This is a genomic window from Flavobacterium sp. ACN6, assembly GCF_002304005.1.
Classification (GTDB): domain Bacteria; phylum Bacteroidota; class Bacteroidia; order Flavobacteriales; family Flavobacteriaceae; genus Flavobacterium.
Window position 1 is genome coordinate 131,606 of the sequence record NZ_MRCQ01000005.1, and the last position, 25,543, is coordinate 157,148.

The following is a 25,543-nucleotide window of genomic DNA, read 5'->3' on the forward strand; positions in this document are numbered from 1 at the left end:
TGATATAGTTTATGTTTATGAATTCGGTAAATTACGAAAATTCTTCTAAAATAAAATTTTTAAGCATTAAAAAAACGCTAAGAACATTTATTAGATGTTTCTTAGCGTTTAGTTTAAATTTGAAATTATTTCTAAATTCTCTTAATATCTCAATAATCAAATATTATAATGTTGTTATTGCTTTTTGAATTCTTGCAATAGTTTCTTCTTTTCCAATAATTTCAACAATGTCAAATAGGTGAGGACCTTTAAGAGCTCCAACCAAACTTAAACGGAAAGGCTGCATAACTTTACCCATTCCAATTTCATTTTTAGTTAACCAGTCTTTTACGATTGCTTCGATATTAGCAGAATCAAAACCTTCAATATATTCAAGAGTTGAAATCAATTCCTGCATTAAAGCCGGAGTTTCTTCCTTCCAATTTTTGCTTGCTTTTTCATCATATGATGTTGGTGCCTGGAAAAAGAAATCAGTTAAATCCCAAAATTCAGAAACAAAATGAGCTCTTTCTTTAATCAAAGAAACAATTCTTGTAACGTCATATTTAGAAACATCAACACCTTTTTCTATCAAAGTAGGAGAGAAACTTTTCGCTAAATCTGCATCATTTTGTTTGATTAAGTATTGGTGATTAAACCATTTATTTTTCTCTGGATCAAATTTAGCTCCAGCTTTATGAACTCTATTTAAGTCAAAAGCTTCTGCTAATTCTTCTAATGAAAATATTTCTTTTTCGGTTCCATCGTTCCATCCTAATAAAGCAAGGAAGTTTACAACGGCTTCTGGAAAAAATCCTTTCTCTCTATATCCAGATGAAACTCCTTCTTCCGTTTTCCATTCTAAAGGAAATACAGGGAATCCCATTTTGTCTCCATCTCTTTTTGATAATTTTCCATTTCCAACTGGTTTTAAAATCAAAGGTAAATGAGCAAATTCTGGAGCTTCCCAACCAAATGCTTTGTATAATAAAACGTGAAGCGGCATAGACGGTAACCATTCTTCACCACGAATAACATGTGAAGTTTCCATCAAATGATCATCTACAATATTGGCTAAATGATACGTTGGCATTCCGTCACTTTTAAACAAGACTTTATCATCAAGTAAACTTGTTTCAAATTTTACATCACCACGAATGATATCTTTTAAGTGTAAAGTTTCATCAACCGGAGTTTTAAAACGAATCACATAATGTTCTCCATTTGCAATTCTTTTAGCAACTTCATCAGCAGAAATTACTAACGAAGTATCCAATTTTTCACGAATGCTATGATTGTAGATAAATGTTTTTCCTTCTGCTTCTTGTTCTTTTCTCAAAGCGTCCAAAGATTCCGGAGTATCAAAAGCATAATATGCCCAGCCAGAATTAATCAATTGATCTGCATATTGCTGATATAATTCTTTACGTTCGCTTTGTCTGTATGGACCAAATTTTTCGTTTTTTCCAACTGTTTCTTCAGGAGCAATACCTAACCATTCTAAAGCTTCCATAATGTAAGCTTCTGCACCTGGAACAAAACGCGTTTGGTCTGTATCTTCAATTCGAAGATAAAAAACACCGTTATGTTTTTTGGCAAATAAATAATTAAATAGGGCAGTACGAACTCCGCCAATATGTAATGGTCCAGTTGGACTTGGTGCAAAACGCACACGAACTTGCTTTGACATTTGTTTAAAATTTTGTTGCAAAGATACGATATTAGTCAAAAGCCGAAAGTCGAAAGTCTGAAAGGTTTTTAGCTGTGTGCTAAACTTTTGACTTTCGACTTTTGGCTTTCAGACTTATTATTATAATTACTACTTTTATGGGTTATAATTAAAACAGATTTATTTTGAAAACAACATCTGCTATATACCAGAAGCTGGAGGCTTTCATTAAGAAATATTATACCAACGAATTGATAAAAGGATTGCTTCTTTTTACTGGTTTTGGTTTATTGTATTTTTTATTTACGCTTTTTATAGAATACTTTCTGTGGTTGAAACCGCTAGGAAGAACATTTCTTTTCTGGATATTTATTGCAGTGGAAGTTTTCCTTTTAGTACGTTTAATTATTTTTCCTTTGTTTAAATTATTTAAACTTCAGAAAGGAATAGATTATACTCAGGCATCTAAAATTATTGGAAATCATTTTACAGAGGTAAGTGATAAACTGACAAACTTTTTACAATTATCGTCTGATAATAATGCTGAAAGTTCAGAATTGGTTTTGGCATCAATTGAACAAAAAGCCAATTCTTTGCAGCCAATTCCTTTTGGAAATGCCATCAATTTTAAAGCCAATAAAAAGTATCTGCCTTTAGCTTTAGTTCCAATTTTACTTTTTGCAGTGTTTTATATTTCTGGAAATAGTAATATAATTTCTCAGAGTTTGAATAGAGTAGTGCATTTTAATTCCGCTTTTTTACCGCCGGCTCCATTTAAATTTGTAGTTCTGAATTCTAATTTACAAGCAGAGCAGAATAAAGATTTCGTTATCAAAATGGAATCGGTTGGGAATGTTGTTCCAGAGAATGTGATGATTCATATTGGTGACGAAAGTTATTTTATGGAATCTCCTCAAGCTGGAAAGTTTGAATTTAAAATAGAAAAACCAGTTGAAGATATTCGTTTTTCTTTTGAAGGAAATAAGGTAGTTTCTGAAGATTATGAATTGAAAGTGATCACCGTTCCATCTATTGCAAACTTCGAAATGGTTTTGAATTTTCCTTATTATCTAAAGAAAAAACCAGAAACAATTCAAGGTACAGGTAATGCAATTTTACCAGAAGGAACAACTGTAACATGGAGAATGAATACTAAATCTACTCAAGAAGTTATTTGGAAAAGAGATAATGAAGTTTTTAGATTTAATAAAGTAGAAAATGAGTTCAAATTAGCTAAAAATATTAGTCAAAATACAGAATATCAAATTCTTACGTCAAATAACAAGGTTAAAAACTACGAAAAACTAGATTATCAGCTGTCTGTTATCAAGGATCAGTTTCCAACGATCAATGTTGGTCCTGCACCAGACAGTTTGAAGCTAGATAAGAATTATATTCTAGGAAGATTGGGTGACGATTACGGACTTTCGAAACTTCAAATTGTATACTACGAACGTAACAAACCGCAGTCTGCTAAACGTGGAAACATTCCTGTAAAGGCAGGAGTATTTGATCAGTTTGTTTTTAATTTTCCAAGTAATCTTCCAGTAGTGGAAGGAGTTTCATACGAATACTATTTTGAGGTTTTTGATAATGATGCTCCACATAATTTTAAAAGCACAAAGTCTTCTGTATTTTCAGATCGCGTTGCTACAACAGATGAAATTCAGGATCAGGAATTACAACAGCAAAATCAAAATATTAATAGTTTATCTAAATCTTTAAAGAACCAAAACAAGCAGATTTCAGAAATGGATAAGCTTCAAAATTCAGGCAAAGAAAAAGATAATTTAGAGTTTAAAGATCAGCAGAAGATTAATGATTTTATCAAACGTCAGAAACAACAAGACGAAATGATGAAGCAATTTTCTGAGAAGATGAATCAGAATTTAGATAAATTCAAGTCGGATAAAAAGGATAAAACGGCCGATGATTTACAAAAGCGTTTGGATAATGCTCAGAAAGATTTAGAAAAGAATCAAAAGTTATTAGATGAATTGAAGAACTTAAACGATAAATTAAACAGTGAAGAACTGTTTGATAAGATGGAAAAGTTCAAACAAATTAGTAAAAACCAATCTCGTAATTTAGAACAATTGGTAGAATTAACCAAGCGTTTTTACGTTTCAAAGAAAGCAGAACAGGTTGCAGAGAAACTAAATAAATTAGCAGATCAGCAAGAACAACTTTCAAACAAAGAGAAAGAAAATACAAAAGAGAAGCAGGATGAAATCAATAAATCTTTCGATAAAATTCAAGAAGATTTAAAGGATTTAAAAGAGGAGAATAAAACTTTAAAAGCACCATTAGATATTCCGTCTGATGCTTCTAAAGAAAAAGATGTAGACAATGATCTTCAAAAAGCAGCGGAAGAATTGAGTAAAAAGAATACTTCGTCGGCTAAGCCAAAACAGAAAAGTGCTTCTAAGAAAATGAAAAGCATGGCTCAGGAAATGCAGAGCGAAATGGAAGGCGGAGAGCAGGAACAAATGGAAGAAGATGTAGCAATGCTTCGCCAGATTCTCGATAACCTTTTGGCATATTCTTTATCACAGGAAGATGTAATGAAACAGTTTAAATCTATGAAATTAGGTTCTTCTGCCTTTACAAAAAACATTAAAATTCAGCAGAATTTAAAACAACAGTTCAGACATGTTGATGATAGTTTGTTTGCGCTTTCACTTCGTAACCCTAAAGTTGCAGAAGATGTAACTAAGGAAATTGGAAACGTGCTATATAATATGGACAAGGCTTTAGAAACACTTACCGATGTTCAGATTCCAAGAGGTGTTTCACATCAACAATATGCTGTTTCATCTGCAAATAAATTGGCCGATTTCTTAAGTGATTTATTGAATAATATGCAGATGTCTATGTCTAAACCGGGTACTGGAAAACCTAAACCTGGAGATGGACAAGGAATGCAATTGCCAGATATTATTCAGAAACAAAAAGGACTTGCTGATAAAATGAAAGAAGGAATGAAGTCTGGTCAAAAGCTTGGCGACAAACCTGGAGATGGTCAAGATGGAAAGTCTGGACAAGGGCAAAGTGGTCAAGGTAAGGAGGGGCAGGGAAAAGATGGACAAGGTAAAGGTGGTGATAAAGGTTCTTCTGGTAAAGGTGGCAAAAGCGGAAAAGGAGAGAAGAATGGAAAAGAAGGTGAAGATGGAGAGGGAGATGCAGAAGCTATAATGGAAATATACAAAGAGCAAGTTAAGTTGCGTGAAGCTCTGCAAAAAGAATTAGCAAAGAAAGGTTTAGATTCTCAAGGTAAGTCTGTAATAGATCAGATGAAACAATCTGAAAAGCAGATTTTAAATAAGGGATTTAAAAATGAAAATTTACAACGCATCTTAAATATTCAGCAGGAGTTATGGAAATTAAACAATGCAGTTCAACAGCAAGGACAAGATACACAAAGACAATCTGAATCTAATAAAGCTGATTTCAACAACAGAACAAATGCATTGCCAAGTTCATTATTGGAATATTTAAACAGTGTAGAGATATTAAACAGACAATCACTACCTTTGCGCTCAAATTTTAATCAAAAAGTTCAAGAATACTTTAATACAAAATGATAAATTTTAATTACGAAACTGATTTTACTTTAGGAGACGAGCAGGCTTTTAGCGACTGGCTTAGTGCTGTAATTGTTTCTGAAAACAAGAATGAGGGAGAAATCAATTATATATTTTGTGATGATGAATATCTTCATAAAATAAATGTGGAATATTTAGACCACGATACACTTACAGATATTATCAGTTTTGATTATACTGTTGGCAACGAGTTGAATGGCGATATTTTTGTATCTGTAGAACGTGTTGCAGATAACGCAAAAGACTTCAATGTTTCTTTTGCAGAAGAACTCAAAAGAGTTTTAGCGCATGGTATTCTTCACTACTGTGGATACAAAGATAAAACAGAAAATGATGCTCAATTAATGAGATCTAAAGAAGAAGAAAAAATGAAGATGTTTCACGTGGAACAGTAGATTAAATATCAAACAAAAAGATTTAAAATTCTTTTTGTTTCACGTGGAACACGGCTATATTTTAAATCTTTTTATAAACGTTTCACGTGGAACAATTAGATTTAAGATTTTCTGAATAGAATGTATTAAAAGTGTTTCACGTGGAACATATAAAATAAGTTTTTAAGGGTTTTTAATTTTTAGCCGTTATGTATTTTTTTATCTGTTCCACGTGGAACAGATTTTTAAAAGTGAAATCAAAACTTAAATTTTAAACATAGCGTTTTAGCGCCGTTCCACGTGGAACAAGTTTTTAAGTTGAGATCAGAATTTTAGATTTTATATTGGAATTTGGAATTTGAATATTGAAATTTAGATATTGCGTGTAAGCGCCGTTCCACGTGGAACAAGAAAAATAAATTTAATTCTAAAACATCGCGTTAGCGATTTTTTTGGAGAATAATAAAACAAAATGTTTTTAGAAGAATACGATGTTATTGTGGTTGGTGCAGGCCATGCTGGTTCTGAAGCCGCGGCAGCGGCCGCAAATTTAGGATCAAAAACTTTATTGGTTACAATGAGTTTACAGAATATTGCACAAATGTCTTGTAATCCTGCCATGGGTGGAATTGCAAAAGGACAGATCGTTCGTGAAATTGATGCGCTTGGTGGATACTCAGGAATTGTTTCTGATAAAACAGCAATTCAGTTTAAGATGTTGAATAAATCGAAAGGACCTGCAATGTGGTCTCCGAGAGTTCAAAGTGATAGAATGCGTTTTGCTGAAGAATGGAGAATGATGTTGGAGGGAACTCCAAATTTGGATTTTTATCAGGAAATGGTAAAAGGTCTGATAATCGAGAACGGAAAGATAAAAGGAATTAGAACTTCACTTGGTGTGGAGATTCGTTCCAAATCTGTTGTTTTGACAAACGGAACTTTTTTGAACGGTTTAATTCATATCGGAGAAAAACAATTCGGTGGAGGAAGAGCAGGAGAAAGTGCTGCGACTGGAATTACAGAAGATTTGATTAAAGCAGGTTTTGAAGCAGGAAGGATGAAAACGGGTACGCCGCCGCGAGTAGATGGACGTTCTTTAGATTATTCTAAAATGAATGAAGAAAAAGGAGATGCGAAGCCGTCTAAATTTTCTTATTCAGATATCACTGCTCCATTAACGCATCAACGTTCTTGCCACATGACATACACGTCTTTGGATGTTCATGATATTTTGAGAGAAGGTTTTGATCGTTCTCCAATGTTTAACGGAAGAATCAAAAGTTTAGGGCCAAGATATTGTCCGTCGATTGAAGATAAAATAAATCGTTTTGCAGATAAAGAGCGTCATCAACTATTTGTTGAACCGGAAGGGTGGAATACATGTGAAGTTTATGTAAACGGATTTTCGACTTCTCTTCCAGAAGATATTCAATTTAAAGCTTTAAGTTCTGTAGCTGGTTTTGAGAAAGTGAAATTCTTTAGACCTGGTTATGCAATCGAATATGATTTCTTCCCGCCAACACAATTGAAACATACTTTGGAGACAAAGTTGGTTGAAGGTTTATATTTTGCTGGACAAATTAATGGAACGACAGGATATGAAGAAGCGGCTTCTCAAGGTTTGATGGCTGGAATAAATGCACATTTAAAAGTTCATGAAAAAGATCCTTTGATTTTAAAACGTGATGAAGCGTATATTGGAGTTTTGATTGATGACTTGATTACGAAAGGAACGGAAGAACCTTATCGTATGTTTACGTCAAGAGCAGAGTATAGAACTTTGCTGCGCCAAGATAATGCTGATTTTAGATTAACGCCAATGTCGTACGAAATTGGTTTAGCTTCTGAAGACCGTCTTCGTAGAATGGAACGTAAACTAAACGAGTCTGAAAAGATGGTTTCATTCTTTAAAGAAACAAGTGTCAGCATTGCGGAAACAAATCCAATTTTGGAAGCAAAAGAATCTGCGCCAATAACGCAGGGAGATAAAATGTTTAAGATTTTTTCTCGTCCACAAGTTGAATTGGAAGATATGGTCAAATTTGAAAAAGTATCATCATATATTCAAGAGAATGATTTGGATGAAGAAATTGTTGAGCAAGCAGTAATTCAAGTTAAATATTCTGGTTATATTGAAAAAGAAAGAAATAATGCGGATAAACTAAATCGTTTGGAAGAAGTAAAAATCCCAGAAAATTTCGATTATAATAAAATTAAATCAATGTCTATTGAAGCAAAACAAAAATTGAGCAAGATTCGTCCTGTTACAATTTCTCAAGCTTCAAGAATAAGCGGAGTGTCACCAAGTGATATTTCCGTTCTTTTGATTTATATGGGAAGATAAAGAGTTTACAGTCGCAGTTTTTAGAGGACAGTTTTACTGCGACTGAAAATTGCGACTTTAAACTAAATTGTTCCACGTGAAACTATTTATGGTTTTACAGTATTTTTAAGAAGAGAAAATCTAAATCTAAAATATTTTTTGTTCCACGTGAAACCTTTTATTAAAAAAGTGGACTGGAAAGAATAAAAGTTGGGAAAATGATCTTTTGAAAAGAAAGACATTGTGCAAATGAGAAATAATCTATATCTATTTCAATTTGTTGATGAAACAATTCAGGAATTCGAATCGTACATAAGTGCGATAAAAAACTAAAAATCACTTATTGATTAATTCTGAAATGAAATTCAAGTTGGCATATGCTTTTTTCGTGAGTTGAAATTTCGATTGTAATTATGTTGAATTTTAAAATTGAAAGAATAGGTTAGGAATTATTTTCATTAGAAGAAATTAAAAACAATTATTTCCAAACCGATAGATTGTAGATCACAAAATGATATCAAGAAAAAATGGAGATGAATGTAGAATTGAAAAATTAAAAAGTTAATGCAGTTAAATAAACTGGAACAAAAACGAATTAAAAATAAAATCCTAAAAATGAAAAATTTTCGTTTTTAGGATTTGCTATAAATTAAACCCAAATATCTAGAATTAAAAAATGGACGTTTTAAATAAAAAACACTTTCTTACAGTAAAAGACCATTCTGTTTCAAAAGAAATTTTTGATTTGTATTATGATGAAGAATTAGATATGCTGATTACTTCACCACAGCCAGAACTTCATAATCTGGGAAAATATTACGAAAGCGAAGATTATATTTCACATACAGACAACAAACGTTCCTTATTTGAAAAAGCCTATCATTTTGTAAAAAATATTGCGCTTCAAAATAAATTAAACTTGATTAATGCGGAACAACCTCAAAAAGGAAAAATTCTAGACATTGGTGCTGGAACTGGAGATTTTTTGTTGACGGCAAAAAATAACGGCTGGGAAACAATTGGAGTAGAACCAAGCGAAAGAGCAAAAAATATTGCACAGCAAAAAGGGATTTCTTTCGTGGAAGAAACAAGCTCTTTAGAAAATAATTCTTTAGATGTAATTACCATGTGGCACGTCTTGGAACACGTTCCAGATTTAGGACTTCAGATCCAAGAATTAAAGCGATTGTTAAAGCCAACTGGAACATTAATTATTGCGGTTCCAAATTTCAAATCGTTTGATGCAAATCATTATCAAACATTTTGGGCGGCTTATGATGTGCCAATTCACTTTTGGCATTTTTCTAAAAAATCGATTCAGCTGCTTTTTGAAAAGGTAGATATGAAATTGGACAAAATACTTCCAATGAAATTTGATTCGTTTTATGTGAGTCTTTTATCAGAGAAATACAAAACAGGAAAAATGAATTATATCAAAGCTTTTTTCATTGGTTTAAAGTCAAATTTGACAGCAAATAAAACAAACGAATTTTCATCGCACATTTACGTGCTGAAAAATAAATAAGATAAAAAATCTAAAATAAGCTATTTTGCCCGAAAAGGATGAAATGGCTTTTTTTGGTTAAAAGCAATTCTAGAAAGATCAATTTAATTGTAATAGTGTCGGTTTATTGCTATTATTTTTTCTATAAATAAAAACAATATCATAAAATTTGCGCATTTTTTAAACTTTATGCTGATGCTATTGATTTTTTTATATTTTTGTCTTTAATACTTAAAAAAAATAGAATTAAAAAAAATGAAAAAAGCATTAGTTATTATCGCACTTTCAGTTTTCGCAGTTTCTTGTAACAAAACAGCAGAGGTAAAGGAAGTAAAAACAGCTTACGTGGATACTTCGGTTTTGATGAAAGAGTACACTGAAGCAAAAGATTTAGAGGCAAAATACAAAGCTCAAGCGGAAGAAAAAGGAAGACAATTACAAGCTGAAATTTCACGTTTTAAACAAGACGCTGCTAATTTTCAAAGTCAAGCACAGGCAAATGGTCAAGCTTGGGCGCAGCAAAGAGGAGCTGAATTGCAAAAGAGAGAGCAGCAATTAGGTTATGCTCAACAACAATTAGCGCAGCAATTACAGCAAGAAAGTGGTGTAGAAATGGATTCTCTTGTTAGCGGTGTTAAAAAATTCATCAAAGATTACGGAAAGAAAAACGGTTACTCTTACATCTACGGAACTGGAGATGCTGCAACAGTTTTGTATGCTGAAGATAAATATGATATCACAAAAGCGATTATCAAAGAATTAAACGATAAGTATAAAGCAGAGCCTAAAACAGATGCAAAACCAGCAGCTGAAACTAAAGAAGGCGAAGCAAAAAAATAAAAAACTACCAAACTAACTAAATTACTGAAAACCTAAATCCACTGCGATTTAGGTTTTTTCTTTTTATAAAAATGCGGTAATTTTATTTTTTAATACAAGCCCAATGCAAAACGTTTCAGAAGCGGCAGCTTACACCTTGCAATTCATTAATCAGACTCAAAAATCCATATTCCTGACGGGTAAAGCAGGAACAGGAAAAACTACGCTTTTGCGCGAAATCATAGCTACGACTCACAAAAACACAGTAGTGGTAGCGCCAACCGGAATTGCGGCTTTAAATGCTGGTGGAGTAACGATTCATTCTATGTTCCAGCTTCCTTTTTCGGCATTTATTCCGTCTTACGAAGGGAGCGCGCAATTTACAGAAACAGTAAAGTTTGAAAATAAGGAATCACTTCGACGTCATTTCAAAATGAACAACGTCAAGCGAAATGTGATTCGCAATATGGAACTGCTGATTATTGATGAAGTAAGTATGCTTCGTGGGGATTTGCTGGATGCGGTCGATTTTATGATGCAGTCTGTCCGCCGAAACAGCCAGGCTTTCGGGGGCGTGCAGGTTCTGTTTATTGGAGATTTACTGCAATTGCCTCCCGTAATTCGAGATGAAGAGTGGCGTACTTTGAGAAATTATTACAAAGGGAAATTCTTTTTTCATTCTCATGTCTTGCAGCTCAATCCGCCCATTTATATTGAATTGTCGAAAATCTACAGACAAACGGATGATACTTTTATTTCGGTTTTGAATAATCTGCGTAATAATCAAATCACACCTCAGGACATTGCTGTTCTAAATCAATACGTTAAGCCATATTTTGATTTCAAAGAGAATAAAGGCTACATAACGCTTACAACGCATAATGCTAAAGCGGATTCAATTAACTCTCAGTCAATCAATGATTTAGATGGAAAAGAATATGTGTATACACCTTTTGTGGTTGGCGATTTCCCTGAAAAGATATTTCCTGTAGAAGAAGAATTGAAATTGAAGATTGGCGCTCAGATCATGTTCGTTAAGAATGACTTATCATTTGAGAAGAGATATTTCAACGGAAAAATGGGTGTAATCAAATCTCTTTCTGACGAGGAAATTTTTGTTCATTTTCCAGAGGAGAATATGACGCTCGAAGTAGAGAAGTACGAATGGAAAAATATCCGCTACAAAGTCAATGAACAAACTAAAGAAATCGAAGAAGAGGTTTTGGGAACCTTCGCACATTATCCAATCAAATTGGCTTGGGCGATTACGGTGCATAAAAGTCAAGGTTTAACTTTTGACAAAGCCGCGCTCGATGTATCGCAAGTTTTTCTGCCTGGACAAGCGTATGTAGCGCTTTCGCGTTTACGTTCATTAAACGGTCTTATTTTGCTTTCTCCGATGCAGATGAATGGCATTTCCAACGACCAAGATGTAATGGATTATGCTTTGAATAAAGCCACTGAAGAAGTTTTAAAAAATTCTCTTCATTTTGAAACCAAGAATTTTATTCATAACTATTTGGTAAACAGTTTCAATTGGACCGAATTGGCGCAAGAATGGCGAAACCATCGTTTTAGTTATAACGAAAATGCGGCCGGTTCAGAAAAATCGAAACATTCCGCTTGGGCGCATAAACGTTTGGAAATAATCGAACAGCTTTTAGAGCCTTCGCAGAAATTTATCATTCAGCTGAATAAAATTTTCAATAAAGAAACCGTCGATTTATTTTTTGTGAAAGAAAGAGTAGAGGCAGCCTACGATTACTTTTTCAAACCAATGGATAAATTGGTCGATGATTTAATTTATAAAATGGCTGAAATACAGAAATTTAAAAAAGTAAAAGAGTTTTATGAAGAACTTAATCTTTTAGAAGATCTGCAGACAAAAGCGGTTTTGCGTTTACTAAAAGCAAAGTTACTGCTTGAAGTTGTAGTTTCTGGTGAAGCAATTTCTAAAGAAAAATTATCGTCTCCATTAATTAGAAATTATAAAACCAACAAAGCAGAAAGGATTCGAGAAGAGCTTAAAATAACAAATACAGACATTTTTAGGACAGAAGAACCCGTTGTTCGGTATAAGGCAGCTAAAGCGGAGAAAAGTGAGCTTAAAACGGCTAAAAAGACCACAGTTGAAGAGACGCACGATTTATGGCTGGAGAAAAATTCTGTCGAAGATATCGCAAGAATGCGTAAATTGAATGTTCAAACTATCGAAGGACATTTGATAAGACTTATTCAAGCAAAGAAAATTGATATCAACGAAGTTTTGCCGTATGATAAAATTTTGGCTTTGCGAGAAGCATTTCAATTTTATCAGGAAGAATCTCTAAGCGGTTTGAAAGAAAAACATGGAGATGAATTTACCTGGGATGAATTAAAAATGTTCAAAGCCAGTATAAATTAATTTTTGAACGTCCCACGTGAAACATCATTTTTGTTTTTCAAAAAATTGATTTCTAACGCATTAAATTATTTTGGATATGAAAATAGTTCGATTTTTTTTAGTTTGTTTGATCTTTTGCAACTTCAGTATGACGGCTCAAGATCTGAAACCAGAATATCAAAAAATGATTTCGAAATTTATTTTGGAAGTAAAAAATGGCAATAAAACGGCAGTTTCAAATCGTGTAAAATTTCCGTTAAAGAGAGAGGTTCCAATTCCTGCGGTAAAAAATAAAGCAGATTTTGTAAAGAGATACAATCAAATTTTTGATGCAGTTTTAATTGAAAAAATTACCAAATCGAATCCAGCAAAAGATTGGTCAGAAATGGGCTGGCGCGGCATAATGCTCAATCAAGGCGATTTATGGATTGATACCGATGGAAAAATTACTGCAGTAAATTACCAGTCAAAAGCAGAAGAAAAATTAAAAAATTCGCTGATTGCTTCCGAGAAAAAAAGTGTAAACAGCGCAATTTCAGATTTTAAAGAACCTGTTGCGATTCTTGAAACATCAAAGTTCAGAATTAGAATTGATGATTTAGGAAATAATAAATTTCGATATGCATCTTGGTCGATCAAAAAGAAAATGACCGATACTCCAGATTTAATAATAGAGAATGGTATTTTTTATGCTGACGGTACAGGTGGAAATCATCATTACGAATTTAAGAAAGTTGATTTTCGATATGAATGCCACTTCGTCGTTTTGGGCGAAAAAAATTCGGCGCCTGCGGCGTTAATTATATATCAAGCAGGGAAAAAAATTCTTTCTCAAAATGCGAAGATTGTTTCACGATAAACAGACTAAAAAAGCCTAATTCAGAACGAATTAGGCTTTTTTATTAAATAGCTGACATCACTTTTTCAAGCTCTTTTTCCTGAGTAATCTGAGTCAATTTCAGTTTTTGGATATTGACATCATTTTCCTTTGTTTTAATTTTTTGTTTTTGAATCTCTTCATCAGAAATTACCGAAGTTGTTATTTTGTTTTCAATTTTCTGATTTGTGAGCTCAAGTTTACTGATTTTTTCCTTGGTTGCTTTCAAATTGTTTTCAGATTTAGAAAGATTTTTCTTTTTGGTTTCCAGTTCTTTCTTTCTGCTTTCTATGTCTTTCTGTTCTTTTTTGAGCTGCTCAATTTTATCATCCAATATTTTATGATTCTGTTTTAGCAATTTTTGAGTTTGAGCTGCAGCATTTTTTAACTCCAATTCGTGTGCGCTAGTGGTTTGAATTTGCTGTGCAAAAAAAGATTGTGAATTAAGTAATAACAAGATTACTAGTGTTTTGAAGATTTTATCCATTTTGTTTAAATTTAATGGAACGAATTTATTCGAAGTGATCTTCAAAGATTACCAGTGAAATTTTTTAAAATAACAGAATAGGACAAAAAAATCCCGTTCGAAAGAACAGGATTTTGAAGTTTTATAAGTTTTCGACCAGAATCCAAGCTTGTGGATTTTCGCCTTTTTGAATTTCTTTTTGAGCTTGTTCAGCTTCTTTCATTGTTGGATAACTTCCGTACAAAACAGGGAATAAGCCATGTTTGTTTTCTTTCAACATTCTAGCTTTAAAACCATCTTTGATTAATTGGTTATAAGCTTTTTTTGCATTTTGTTCACTTCTAAAAGCACCAGCCATAATATGATACGACATTGTTGGTTCAGCAATTTCAACTTTCGCAGAATCAACAGAAAGCGTCACTGCCGGAAGAGGGCTTTTTATAAAAAACGTAGCTTCTTGAATTTTGTTTTCTACTTTTTTCTGAACCGATTTTTCTACCAAAAGTGTTTGATTATCAATTTGGTTTTGGTACAAAGGATAACCAATACTTCCTGTAATTCCAAGTCCTAAAACGAGAATTGCAGCGTATCTTAAAAACGGATTTGAAGATTTAGTTTGTTCTTCATTTTCATATAATAAAACAGCTTCTTTTTCTTTTGCCGCGATCTTTTCGATTTTTTTCTCGAAAGCTTCTTTTTTCACCATCGGAGAAACAAACGGACTTAATCCAAAAGAAGTTGACAAATAATTAATCTGATCGTTTGGTGTGAAAATGATATTGCTTTCAGAGTTCAAGCGTAATTCTCCAATATTTTTTAAAAGGATTACTTCATTTTCTTCTAAAGTTTTTTTCCAGTTCAAAACCTCAAACGCAATAGCGCTAACAGCAAAACCATAAGATGTTTTTTCTGCCTGAGCGATATGATTTGCAAGTAAACCGTCGTTGTTTTTCAAACGGCTGTTGAATGAAATGGTTTTTTTTGGAGGAAAAAACGAATTAGTGCTTTCATTTAGCTGCGCCGAATGAATTTCTGTTAAAAATGCACCAAACCCTGGAACCGTTACACACTGATAACGATACAATAACTGCGAGATATATACTTCGATTTTCATAGTAACAAAGTTATGCATCGCTTATAGTTATCAAAATTTTATTCACAATTTTTATTAACAATTCGGAATTATTTTTAGACAATTCGTTTTCAAATATTTAGCTCAATGTTTGTGCTGATTTATAAATTCGAATTCATTTTAATTATAAAAATTATTAAGAAATTACTTTGTTTTAATGATCTTTGTGCTTCAAAAAAAGTAAAATAGTTTTTTCTATTTTACATAATGTTTTATAAAATGACAGATCAAGAATTATTTTATTTGCTGGCTTTGTTAAAGGTTGATGGAGTGGGAGATATAATGGGAAAAAAACTGCTCACTTCTTTTGGAAATGCTCAGGCTATATTTACGGCAAAAAATAATCAATTGGCTGCGGTTGATGGTATTGGAACGGTCTTATTAAAAAATTTAAAAGATAAAAGCATTTTTGAGAAAGCAGAACGAGAACTAGAATTCATAAAAAAGAATGATATTCAGATTTCTTTTTTTCAGGATGAAACCTATCCCGAAAGGCTTAAGCATTGTATTGATGCGCCAATTTTAATATTTACAGCTGGAAATATCGATTTTAAAGCCAAGAAAATAATTAGTATTGTTGGCACGCGTCAGATAACATCTTACGGTGCGGAATTCTGCCGTAAACTAATCGAAGATCTTGCTCCTTTAGATCCTGTAATTGTAAGCGGATTTGCCTATGGAGTTGATATAGTCGCACATCAAGCCGCGATGGATCATAACCTGCAGACTATTGGAGTTTTGGCGCATGGTTTAAATCAGATTTATCCAAGAACGCATAAAAAATATATGGCGCGGATGGAGGAGAATGGCGGTTTTATAACGGAATTTTGGAGCGATTCTAATCCCGATAAAGAGAAATTCGTGCGGCGAAACCGAATTGTGGCCGGCATGACAGAAGCAACAATTGTCATTGAATCTGCAGATAAAGGAGGTTCGCTGATAACAGCCAATATGGCAAACGAATATAACCGAGATGTATTTGCAGTGCCTGGACGAATTACAGATAAATACAGTCAAGGCTGTAATAATTTGATTAAGACTCAGAAAGCAAATGTATTAACAGACGCAGCTGATTTGGTTTATATGCTGAATTGGGATATTAAAGAAAAACCTAAAAGCATTCAGAAACAGCTTTTTATCGAATTGGATTCTGATGAACAAAAAATCTATGATTTTCTTCTAAAAAATGGAAAAGAATTATTGGATACCATTGCCGTTAAATGTGATTTTCCAATTTACAAAATGTCTGGAATTCTCATAAATATGGAACTCAAAGGCATTATTAGGCCGCTTCCTGGAAAACTTTTTGAGGTAATTTAACGGAGAAAATCTGTCACTATTTATTTTTAAAATGTTTGTATAATTTGTACAGAATAAAAATGAGTAGTAGTCCAAAAATGATATTCAGAATCGGGAACAAGTACGGAGGAGCATCATAGTTTTCAATATATTTATTCATCTTTTCATTTTTTTAAAAGATTAATAAACATGAAGTTACAAAAAATATGATTCATAAAAAAACGTTGAAAGGTTTTGATACCGTTTCAACGTTTTTTATTTATTAAATCTTTTGGGATTTATTCTTATTTACCAAATCCTAAAACTTCTCGAACTTTTGCTAAAACCCCATCAGCGACAACAGAAGCTTTTGCTGCACCTTTTTTCAATAGCGCATCTACCTCTTCAAGGTTGTTGATGTAGTAATTGTATTTCTCTCTTTCAGTTTTAAATCTTTCTGTAATCAATTCAAACAAAGCTTGTTTGGCGTGGCCATAGCCATAATTTCCGCCTAAATAATTTGCTCTCATTTCGGCAATCTGTGCTTCATTTCCTAGCAGAGAATAAATGGCAAATGCGTTGCAGGTATCAGGATTTTTTGGATCTTCAAGCGGTGTGCTGTCTGTTTCAATGCTCATTACTTGTTTGCGTAATGCCTTGTCATCCAAGAAAATATTAATAATATTATTGGCAGATTTACTCATTTTGCCTCCGTTTGTTCCAGGAATCAACATAATGTTTTCCTGAATTTTAGCTTCAGGAATTACAAATGTTTCACCCATTTGGTGGTTGAAACGAGAAGCAACATCGCGGGTAATTTCTAAATGTTGCAGCTGATCTTTTCCAACAGGAACAAATTCAGCATCATACAATAAAATATCTGCAGCCATTAACATTGGGTAAGTAAAAAGTCCAGCGTTTACGTCGTCTAAACGATCGGCCTTATCTTTGAAAGAATGTGCTAAAGTCAATCTTTGGAACGGAAAAAAGCAGCTCAAATACCAAGTCAATTCTGTAGTCTGCACCACATCCGATTGTCTGTAAAACGTTACTTTTTCAGGATTCAAACCACATGCCAGCCAAGCCGCAGCCGTGCTGTAGGTGTTTTCTCTTAAAGTTTTTCCGTCTTTAATCTGAGTAATCGAATGCAAATCAGCAATAAACAAATAAGATTCGTTCGCCGGATTATTTGATAATTCGATCGCTGGAATAATTGCTCCTAATAAATTTCCTAAATGCGGTGTTCCTGTACTTTGAACACCCGTAAGTATTTTTGCCATTCTAGATTTTTTCTTAATTGCAAATGTCGTGATGTTTTTTTTAACCGCAAAGTGTGCAAAGGTTTATCGCAATGTTTTGTTTTTTTGTCAGTCATTTTAACGCAGAGCACGCAAAGGATTTTCGCAAAGGAAAGAAGTTTTATTTTTTTGAAGTTGCTTGGCAATAAGTTCACTAAGCTTTGTCTTCTATAAAGTAATCTTATAAAAAACCTTTACTTTAATTATAAGAAAATATTTATAATTTTGTTTTTTTTAGATTATGACAGAAAACGAAATATCAAATATTGTAATTGGATTAGCTATTGAAATTCATAAAAAACTTGGACCGGGTTTATTAGAGAATGTGTATAAAGAATGTTTATTTTATAAAATTAAACAACGCGGACTTCTTGTTGAGAAGAGAAATCTTTGCCATTAGTTTTTGAAGAAGTTAAACTTGATTGTGGGTACCGCATTGATTTGCTTGTGGAAAACAAATTTCTAATCGAGATAAAAAGTGTAGAATCACTTACTGTTAATCATTTGGCACAAACATTAACCTACTTGAAAGTAGGAAATTTTAAACTTGGCTTATTGGTAAATTTCAATGAAAGTCTTTTAAAAAATGGTATTAGAAGAGTTGTAAATAATTTATAAATAAAGCTTTGCGAACTTATTGCAAAGCAATCTCTAAAAGAAATAAAACTTCTTTCCTTTGCGAAAATCCTTTGCGCGCTCTGCGTTAAAAAGCAATAAACATAGGAAAATAAAAATCTTTATAAAATTCACTTCTCTTTTCTTACTTTTGAAACTATGAAAATATTTAAAATTGCTTTTTGGGTTTTATGGCGTATATGGTTTTATATTTTAATGGCCATTCCGATTTTGATTATGCTGCCGTTTTTACTGATTTCGATTATCTCAGAAAAAGGTTATCCATATTTCTTTAAAATGGCTCGCATTTGGGCAAAATTTATTCTTTATGGAATGGGGTTTTATTACACCGTAAAACGCGAACAGAAGCTCATTAAAGGCAAAAGTTATATGATTGTGGCCAATCACACCTCAATGACAGATATTATGCTGATGCTGGCTTTAATTAAGAATCCGTTTGTTTTTGTTGGGAAAAAAGAATTGGTGAAGATTCCGCTTTTCGGATTTTTCTATAAAAGAACCTGTATTTTGGTGGACAGAAGTTCTTCAAGAAGTAAGAATGAAGTTTTCAAAAGAGCTCAAAGCCGATTAAATCAAGGTCTGAGTATTTGTATTTTTCCAGAAGGCGGTGTTCCTGATGACGAAAGTATTTTATTAGACGAATTTAAAGACGGTGCTTTTAGACTGGCAATAGATCACCAGATTCCGATTGTTCCAATAGTTTTTGCCGATAACAAACAACGCTTTTCGTATACTTTTTTAAGCGGAAGTCCCGGCATAATGCGCGTTCGAGTTCTGCCATTTATAGAAACACAAAATTTGACGATTGATAATAGGAAAGAACTTAAAGATCAGGTTAGAAATGTAATTTACAACGGATTAATTGACTTTCAAAAATCAAAAAAATAAAAAATAAAAGCCGATAGATCTAAAAATCTATCGGCTTTTGCTTTGAATTAAAAACCCCCATTTTTTATTCAAAAGTTATCTGTGATTATCTTCTCTGAAATAAAACGTAATACTTTTCTAAATTTCAATTTGGTTTTTCTTCGGTTTTTATTGTACAACAATTCCATTTTTTCTTTCATGGTTAAAAATATTAATGGTTGATAATAAAGAGTTTATAATAATAACTCAAGTTGATGACATATTATTATAGATGCAGCGAAATAAAAAAGGTTGCGTAGAATCCGAAGAAAAAGTAAAAAAAGTTTGATAAAAAATCCGTTAGCATGAAAAACTAACGGATTTCTGTTCAAATAACCAACCAATGTAAATTTTAAAAAGCCTCAAATTGATATATGGCCTATCAATTTGGCAACCCTGCTTTTTTTAATAGATGTACTTTTGTCAAAAAGGTTGCGTGAAATTTTTTTTTATTTCGAAATAAAAAAATCCCGATAGATTTTGTTGTCTATCGGGATTTAAATAAGTCTTTTTTGACTTTATATTAGATTAAGCATTTGCCAAATCTTTAATATGTTGTTTAATTTTAACTTCTAGTTCGTCAGCAAGTTCCGGGTTATCTTTAATTAAAGTTTTAACGGCATCACGACCTTGTCCTAACTTTGTATCACCATAGCTGAACCAAGATCCTGCTTTTTTAACGATATCAAATTCTACAGCTAAATCTAAAATTTCACCTGTTTTAGAAACTCCTTCTCCGTACATAATGTCAAATTCTGCAGTTCTAAAAGGCGGTGCAACTTTATTTTTAACGATTTTCACTTTAGTTCTGTTACCAATTACGTTTTCTCCATCTTTAATTTGAGCAGAACGACGAATATCTAAACGTACAGAAGCATAGAATTTTAATGCGTTACCTCCAGTTGTAGTTTCAGGATTTCCGAACATTACACCAATTTTTTCACGAAGCTGGTTAATAAAGAAAACAGTACAATTTGTTTTGCTGATAGTTCCAGTAAGTTTTCTCAAAGCCTGAGACATTAAACGTGCATGAAGGCCCATTTTAGAATCTCCCATTTCACCTTCAATTTCACTTTTTGGAGTCAAGGCAGCAACAGAGTCAATTACCACAATATCAATTGCTCCAGAACGAATTAAGTTTTCGGCAATTTCTAAAGCTTGTTCTCCATTGTCTGGTTGAGAGATAATTAAATTCTCGATATCAACGCCTAATTTTTCAGCATAATTTCTATCAAAAGCATGTTCCGCATCGATAAAGGCAGCAATACCACCAGCTTTTTGAGCTTCTGCAATTGCGTGAAGTGTCAAAGTAGTTTTTCCAGAAGATTCTGGACCGTATATTTCAATAATTCTTCCTTTCGGATAACCATTTACTCCAAGAGCTAAATCAACGCCAAGTGAACCTGAAGAAATCGTTTCTACCTCCACAATGGCTTTGTCGCCCATTTTCATTACGGTTCCTTTTCCGTAGGTTTTATCAAGTTTGTCAAGCGTAAGCTGTAATGCTTTTAATTTGGCTTCTTTGTCTGAACTCATCTTTTTTAAATGTCTAAATTGTTATTTTTTCTTTCAACAAAATCAAAAAAAAGTAAATAACTTCCTGATTTTTATTTAAGAGGCTTATAATTTTGGTAAAAATACTTCTTTTTTTTGAAGTTTCACTGCTGCAAGTTGTTCCAAATTGTCACAAATTGTACTACAAAAATAAAGCCTTTAACTCTGTAGCGTCAGATGGTTTTATTTTTCCAGCCAGCAGTAAACTCAATTGTTTACGGCGAAGTGCGGCTTCAAAACGTTGAATTTCTAGATCGGTTTCTGGTACAATTGGTGGCACTTCAACAGGTCTTCCGCTGTCGTCCACTGCAACAAAAGTATAAATAGCTTCGTTGGCTTTGGTTTTGCTTCCAGATTCACGATCTTCTACCCAAACATCAATAAAAACTTCCATAGAACTTTTAAAAGATCTAGAAACCTTTGCTTCTATTGTTACTACGGCTCCAAGGGGAATGGCTCTGTTAAAAGCTACGTGATTTACAGAAGCGGTAACTACAATTCGGCGTGAATGTCTGCGCGCTGCAATACTTGCTGCACGGTCCATTCGGGCTAATAATTCGCCGCCAAATAAATTGTTTAAAGGATTTGTTTCGCTCGGTAAAACTAAATCAGTTAAAATAGTTAATGAGTCTGAAGGATGTTTTGGATTCATTTTTTTAATGTAAAATTTATTTTTGCCATAGATTGAACTGATTAACGATTAAAAAAATCGGTGAAATCTGTGGCTAACGTTTTTTAAAATTGCAGGTTGTTTTAATTCAACCAGTAAACAGCTATTACAGCTGGTATAAAATATATAACGATGGTTCTCGCGCCATCATAATCTTTTGCAAGTCTTTGCCCGAAAAGCATCATTAACAAACAGATGCATGAAAAAATTGCTCCGTAAAAACCAAATTCCCTTCCGTTAGTTGTTAATAATTGAATTCCTCCAACAACACATAAAATTCCTGAAATTAATTCTAAAATCAGTAAGTGTAAAAGAGCAAGCGGGACTTGATTTTTTAGCGGTGTTTTAGCAAAATGTTCTTTCAGCCAAGCGACATTATCTTTCCAATAAAAAATTTTTTCGTAACCTGATTGTAAAAAAGTTAAAGCCAAAAAAGCTAAAATTAAAATTGAGGCAACATTATTCATTTGATATTTATTTTTTATGAATTAAACGAGTTAATTTAATCGATAAATCGGTTAGAATTATTTTTGCATTTCCGTTTCTTTCAATATGATACATAGCGTCTGAAAGTTCTTTGAATATTTCATGAATATTATTTCCGTTTACAAACGGCGCAAAATTCTCCAATTTAAATTTATCCACTTTTGGTTCAATGTAAACCAAACTCGGTGCCTGATAATTTAACATTAAAGCCTGCCTGAACATTTCGATACAATACTGGATAAATTTTTTCTGGCTTTCGCGTCCGAGCGCAGCAATTTGCTCACTCCAGGAAATCAAATCCTGAATTGCGGCTGCATTTCCTTTTGCCCTAAAAGCAGCTCGAACCCAATTGACAAACCATTGTTCAAACGGAAGTTCGTCATCATCTTGTTTTAATAAATGCAAAGCCTTGCTAAAATTTCCCTGCGCCTGATGAGCAATTTTTTTAGCGGTGTTGGGATCTATATTTTCTTGGGCAACCAAAGCTTCGGCTATTACTTTTTCTGGAAGTCCGTTAAAGTGAATTACCTGACAGCGAGAGCGTATAGTCTGAATAATATCTTCTTCATTTTCAGAAATCAGAATAAACATGGTTTTATCTGAAGGTTCTTCTAGAAGTTTTAAAAGTTTATTTGATGCCGCGATATTCATTTTATCTGCCATCCAGATAATCATGATTTTATAACCGCCTTCGTATGATTTCAGCGCAAGCGATTTTAAAACTTCCTGTGCATCCTCGACACGAATTTCTCCCTGTTTGTTTTGAACACCCAGAATTTTATACCAATCGAATAAACCGCCATATGGCATTTCCTGAATAAAACTACGCCAGTCTTGAATAAAATCTAAACTTTTGGGTTTTGTCTTAACATCTTCGGTCGTAACAGTTGGATAAATAAAATGCAGATCGGGATGCGAAATGTTGTCAAACTTCAGATTACAGGAATCGTTTCCGTTTGAGTTTTCATCGCCTGTATTACTGCATAAAATGTACTGGGCATAGGCAATGGCAGTGATTAATGTACCGCTTCCTTCTGGACCAATGAATAATTGCGCATGAGGAATTCTACCAGAAGCAGCACTTTTTATCAAGTGGCTTTTGATGTAATCTTGACCTAAAATTTGAGAAAATTGCATGGAGCAAAGATAGAAGAAAATGATGTAGTCAAAAATTTTCCAGATAAGATTATTTTGAGGTCTTAAATTTAAAATTGCATGGATATTTTTTGTATTTTTTTAAGGCTCACTTTCGATATAATTTTGTTAATAAATGACTCAACCTGAGCAGATATGAAGATTTTTTTGTTAATATTTTTTTTCAGAAATCGATAAACGTAAGTTTTTTTTTATTATTTAAAAGAAAGAATTTGACTAGTTTATAGCGATTATCTTACTGTTTTGCTTTTAACAATTTTAACATAAAGCGCGTTAAAACGCACATTTTCTCGACATAACACTGGTTTTTAAGGTTTTTTTAAGGTTTTTTTTTGAAAAAATATAGTATTAAAGTTGGAGTTTAAGTTAATTTATATATTTTTGTTTTTATCAACAACCAATTATAAATAAGAATATATGAAAGGGAAAATTACTCTGCTAAGTGCACTTTTTATCTTAACTACTGCAGCCGTTTCGGCACAAGCTAAGAATGCGCCAAGAAGTATTATTAGTACAACTGCTCTTATTCGTAAATACCATGATCAAAAAGAATTAAGTGGTATGCAAAAAGGGGAACTTTTAGAATTATACATTGAACGTATTAAAGTTCTTGTAAAAACTCTTCCTTACATTGCTTTGGTTACAAAACCTGGAGTTACTATGGCCGACCTTGGTATTCCAGACGATTCTGAACACAAAAAAGTATTAGATAATCAGGCTACAGGTACATCAACATTTTTGGATACAACTGTTGAGTTTCAAAGAAAAATGATGCCTTACTCTGATAAAGGAAATCTAATTGCTGCAATCTTGTTTTACGAAAGTACATTGAAATCATTACACGAGTTCAACGATTTGAACGAAATGTAATAAAAGACTATTTTTTTTAAAAACCTTTTTCGAAGTGTTTGCGTAGATGGATAAAATCTATTTGAACATTCTTGAGAAACAAAATAAAAAAAAACTCATTCTCGAGGGTTCTGATAATTTCGGAAAACTCGAGAGGAGTTTTTTCATTTACGCATACCCAAATTTATTATTAACCGTAATACCCCCCTTATCATGAAAAAAATTACTCATTTAATCTGCGTTCTTTTGACAGTTACGAGTATGAGTGCTCAACAAGAGAAAGGAATTATGGGCTACAACAATTGGTTGAACAACTGGACCGAGTTTAAGCCTAACAAAGTGGACTATGGAGAAGCAAACCAAATTTTAGCAGGAAATATTTCTGTTAATACTAAATTGCTGAAAAGAAATATCTACGTTTTGCAAGGAAACGTATATGTTACAAACAATGCTGTTTTAACTATTGAACCAGGAACTTTAATTATTGGTGATTTCGAAACAAAAGGAACATTGGTAGTTACAAAAGGTGCACAAATTGTTGCAGACGGTTTAGAAACAGATCCAATTGTATTTACTTCAAACCGAAGCTTGAAAAAAGCTGGAGATTGGGGTGGAGTAGTAATCCTAGGAGATGCTCCAATTAATAAATTTGGAAACGTAGGTTCTTACAACCTTGATCTTGACCCAACACTTACAACTTATGGTGGTGATAATGCAACTTCTAACTCTGGAGTTTTAAGATTCGTTAGAATTGAATTCGCTGGTAAAAAAGTAAAAGGATTAGATACTTTCAACGGTTTAACTGTTGCTGGTGTTGGTAACAAAACAGTTATTGAAAATGTAATGGTAAGCTACTCTGGAGGTGACTCATTTGCTTTCTTCGGAGGTGATGTTAATGCTTCTAAATTAGTTTCTTATAAATCTATTAATGACGACTTCAAATTTACTCAAGGTATCCAATGTCGTTTATTCAACTCTTTAGCTGTTAGATCTTCTTACTTATCAAGTAACAAAGATGGATCTCGTTGTATGGAGGTGAAATCTTATGAGAAAAAGAATGAAACTGACTTTACAAAAAAACAAACTCTTGTAGCTGCTACAAATATTACAATGCTTAACGATAGCGAAAATATTAAAGCTGATATTCAATCAGGTTTAGTAAAAGAAGCTGTATATGTTGCAGAAGGCGCTTCTCTTGAAATGAAGCGTAGTGTAATTTCTGGGTTCAATCCAGCTGTTTTACTAGACAGTAAAATAGAGATCAATGATGCTAATCTTAAAAAAATCAAAATTGAAGAAATGTATTTAAACCTGTGTAATGGAAACATCTTTACAGAATACAACTCTAATAATGAAGATTTAGAAAGCTGGTATGGAAACAGTGTGTTTTTCAATGTTATGTCACAAAGTGATAACAAAGAAACATTCATTGATATTTACAATCCTAAAAAACCAGATTTTAGATTACAATTAGGAAAAATCACGGCTTCAAGCGGCAATAGATAAATAGATTTCGATTTTTATTTCCACGCGTAAATTTTATTAATAAAGTCCCCAGACACAATTTATGTATCGTCTTA

19 protein-coding genes and 1 pseudogene are annotated in these 25,543 nt (G+C 32.9%); 12 read left to right on the forward strand and 8 right to left on the reverse strand.

Annotated features, from left to right (window positions below; genetic code table 11):
- Window positions 1–163 precede the first annotated feature (163 nt).
- Complete coding sequence (gene gltX / locus BSF42_RS09545; protein WP_095952860.1) at window positions 164–1,669, reverse strand: glutamate--tRNA ligase; 1,506 nt, start codon at window positions 1,667–1,669, stop codon at window positions 164–166.
- A gap of 164 nt (window positions 1,670–1,833) precedes the next feature.
- On the opposite strand from gltX, the gene BSF42_RS09550 reads away from it, so the two are divergent.
- The 7 genes from BSF42_RS09550 (at window position 1,834) to BSF42_RS09580 (ending at window position 13,515) form a co-directional block, all read left to right on the forward strand.
- The gene (locus BSF42_RS09550) at window positions 1,834–5,232 is read left to right on the forward strand and encodes a hypothetical protein (RefSeq protein ID WP_095952861.1); all 3,399 of its coding nucleotides are present in this window, start codon (window positions 1,834–1,836) and stop codon (window positions 5,230–5,232) included.
- Complete coding sequence (ybeY, locus tag BSF42_RS09555; RefSeq protein WP_095952862.1) at window positions 5,229–5,648, forward strand: rRNA maturation RNase YbeY; 420 nt, start codon at window positions 5,229–5,231, stop codon at window positions 5,646–5,648. Before BSF42_RS09550 ends, ybeY begins: the two co-directional genes overlap by 4 nt.
- Window positions 5,649–6,099: 451 nt before the next feature.
- Window positions 6,100–7,971 carry a tRNA uridine-5-carboxymethylaminomethyl(34) synthesis enzyme MnmG gene (gene mnmG, locus BSF42_RS09560; protein WP_095952863.1) on the forward strand — a complete coding sequence of 624 codons (1,872 nt, stop codon included), beginning with the start codon at window positions 6,100–6,102 and terminating at the stop codon, window positions 7,969–7,971.
- 655 nt (window positions 7,972–8,626) lie between these two features.
- A complete protein-coding gene (locus BSF42_RS09565; RefSeq protein WP_095952864.1) occupies window positions 8,627–9,475 on the forward strand; it encodes a bifunctional 2-polyprenyl-6-hydroxyphenol methylase/3-demethylubiquinol 3-O-methyltransferase UbiG in 849 nt (282 codons plus the stop codon).
- Between the two features lie 234 nt (window positions 9,476–9,709).
- On the forward strand, window positions 9,710–10,294 hold the full coding sequence (locus BSF42_RS09570; protein WP_095952865.1) for an OmpH family outer membrane protein: 585 nt from the start codon (window positions 9,710–9,712) through the stop codon (window positions 10,292–10,294).
- A 103-nt stretch (window positions 10,295–10,397) separates the two neighbouring features.
- Window positions 10,398–12,677 (forward strand): helix-turn-helix domain-containing protein, encoded by a 2,280-nt coding sequence (locus BSF42_RS09575; RefSeq protein WP_095952866.1) that lies wholly within the window; start codon window positions 10,398–10,400, stop codon window positions 12,675–12,677.
- Between the two features lie 163 nt (window positions 12,678–12,840).
- Window positions 12,841–13,515 (forward strand): hypothetical protein, encoded by a 675-nt coding sequence (locus tag BSF42_RS09580; RefSeq protein WP_253251022.1) that lies wholly within the window; start codon window positions 12,841–12,843, stop codon window positions 13,513–13,515.
- A gap of 43 nt (window positions 13,516–13,558) precedes the next feature.
- On the opposite strand, the gene BSF42_RS09585 is transcribed toward BSF42_RS09580, so the two are convergent.
- Both BSF42_RS09585 and BSF42_RS09590 read right to left on the reverse strand, forming a co-directional pair.
- Complete coding sequence (locus BSF42_RS09585; protein WP_141248444.1) at window positions 13,559–14,020, reverse strand: hypothetical protein; 462 nt, start codon at window positions 14,018–14,020, stop codon at window positions 13,559–13,561.
- Between the two features lie 121 nt (window positions 14,021–14,141).
- Window positions 14,142–15,113: an SPOR domain-containing protein gene (locus BSF42_RS09590; RefSeq protein ID WP_095952868.1), complete on the reverse strand. Its 972-nt coding sequence runs from the start codon at window positions 15,111–15,113 to the stop codon at window positions 14,142–14,144.
- Between the two features lie 237 nt (window positions 15,114–15,350).
- Between BSF42_RS09590 and dprA the strand changes: the two genes are divergently transcribed.
- Complete coding sequence (gene dprA / locus BSF42_RS09595) at window positions 15,351–16,451, forward strand: DNA-processing protein DprA (RefSeq protein ID WP_095953026.1); 1,101 nt, start codon at window positions 15,351–15,353, stop codon at window positions 16,449–16,451.
- Between the two features lie 263 nt (window positions 16,452–16,714).
- Here dprA and trpS read toward each other — a convergent pair whose 3' ends face one another.
- Window positions 16,715–17,689 carry a tryptophan--tRNA ligase gene (trpS, locus tag BSF42_RS09600; protein WP_095952869.1) on the reverse strand — a complete coding sequence of 325 codons (975 nt, stop codon included), beginning with the start codon at window positions 17,687–17,689 and terminating at the stop codon, window positions 16,715–16,717.
- A gap of 259 nt (window positions 17,690–17,948) precedes the next feature.
- On the opposite strand from trpS, the pseudogene BSF42_RS09605 reads away from it, so the two are divergent.
- Window positions 17,949–18,325: pseudogene (locus BSF42_RS09605) on the forward strand (GxxExxY protein).
- Between the two features lie 156 nt (window positions 18,326–18,481).
- Complete coding sequence (locus tag BSF42_RS09610) at window positions 18,482–19,231, forward strand: 1-acyl-sn-glycerol-3-phosphate acyltransferase (RefSeq protein ID WP_095952870.1); 750 nt, start codon at window positions 18,482–18,484, stop codon at window positions 19,229–19,231.
- Between the two features lie 546 nt (window positions 19,232–19,777).
- On the opposite strand, the gene recA is transcribed toward BSF42_RS09610, so the two are convergent.
- From recA to BSF42_RS09630, 4 genes are all read right to left on the reverse strand, one after another.
- Complete coding sequence (gene recA / locus BSF42_RS09615) at window positions 19,778–20,785, reverse strand: recombinase RecA (RefSeq protein WP_095952871.1); 1,008 nt, start codon at window positions 20,783–20,785, stop codon at window positions 19,778–19,780.
- Window positions 20,786–20,945: 160 nt separating this feature from the next.
- Complete coding sequence (locus BSF42_RS09620) at window positions 20,946–21,455, reverse strand: acyl-CoA thioesterase (protein WP_095952872.1); 510 nt, start codon at window positions 21,453–21,455, stop codon at window positions 20,946–20,948.
- A 101-nt stretch (window positions 21,456–21,556) separates the two neighbouring features.
- Window positions 21,557–21,940: a DoxX family protein gene (locus BSF42_RS09625; protein ID WP_095952873.1), complete on the reverse strand. Its 384-nt coding sequence runs from the start codon at window positions 21,938–21,940 to the stop codon at window positions 21,557–21,559.
- Between the two features lie 7 nt (window positions 21,941–21,947).
- Window positions 21,948–23,096, reverse strand: a complete 1,149-nt coding sequence (locus BSF42_RS09630) for a DNA polymerase III subunit delta' (RefSeq protein ID WP_095952874.1) — start codon at window positions 23,094–23,096, stop codon at window positions 21,948–21,950.
- 435 nt (window positions 23,097–23,531) lie between these two features.
- Between BSF42_RS09630 and BSF42_RS09635 the strand changes: the two genes are divergently transcribed.
- Window positions 23,532–23,984 (forward strand): hypothetical protein, encoded by a 453-nt coding sequence (locus BSF42_RS09635; protein ID WP_095952875.1) that lies wholly within the window; start codon window positions 23,532–23,534, stop codon window positions 23,982–23,984.
- 192 nt (window positions 23,985–24,176) lie between these two features.
- The gene (locus BSF42_RS09640) at window positions 24,177–25,469 is read left to right on the forward strand and encodes a hypothetical protein (RefSeq protein ID WP_095952876.1); all 1,293 of its coding nucleotides are present in this window, start codon (window positions 24,177–24,179) and stop codon (window positions 25,467–25,469) included.
- The last annotated feature ends 74 nt before the right edge of the window (window positions 25,470–25,543 follow it).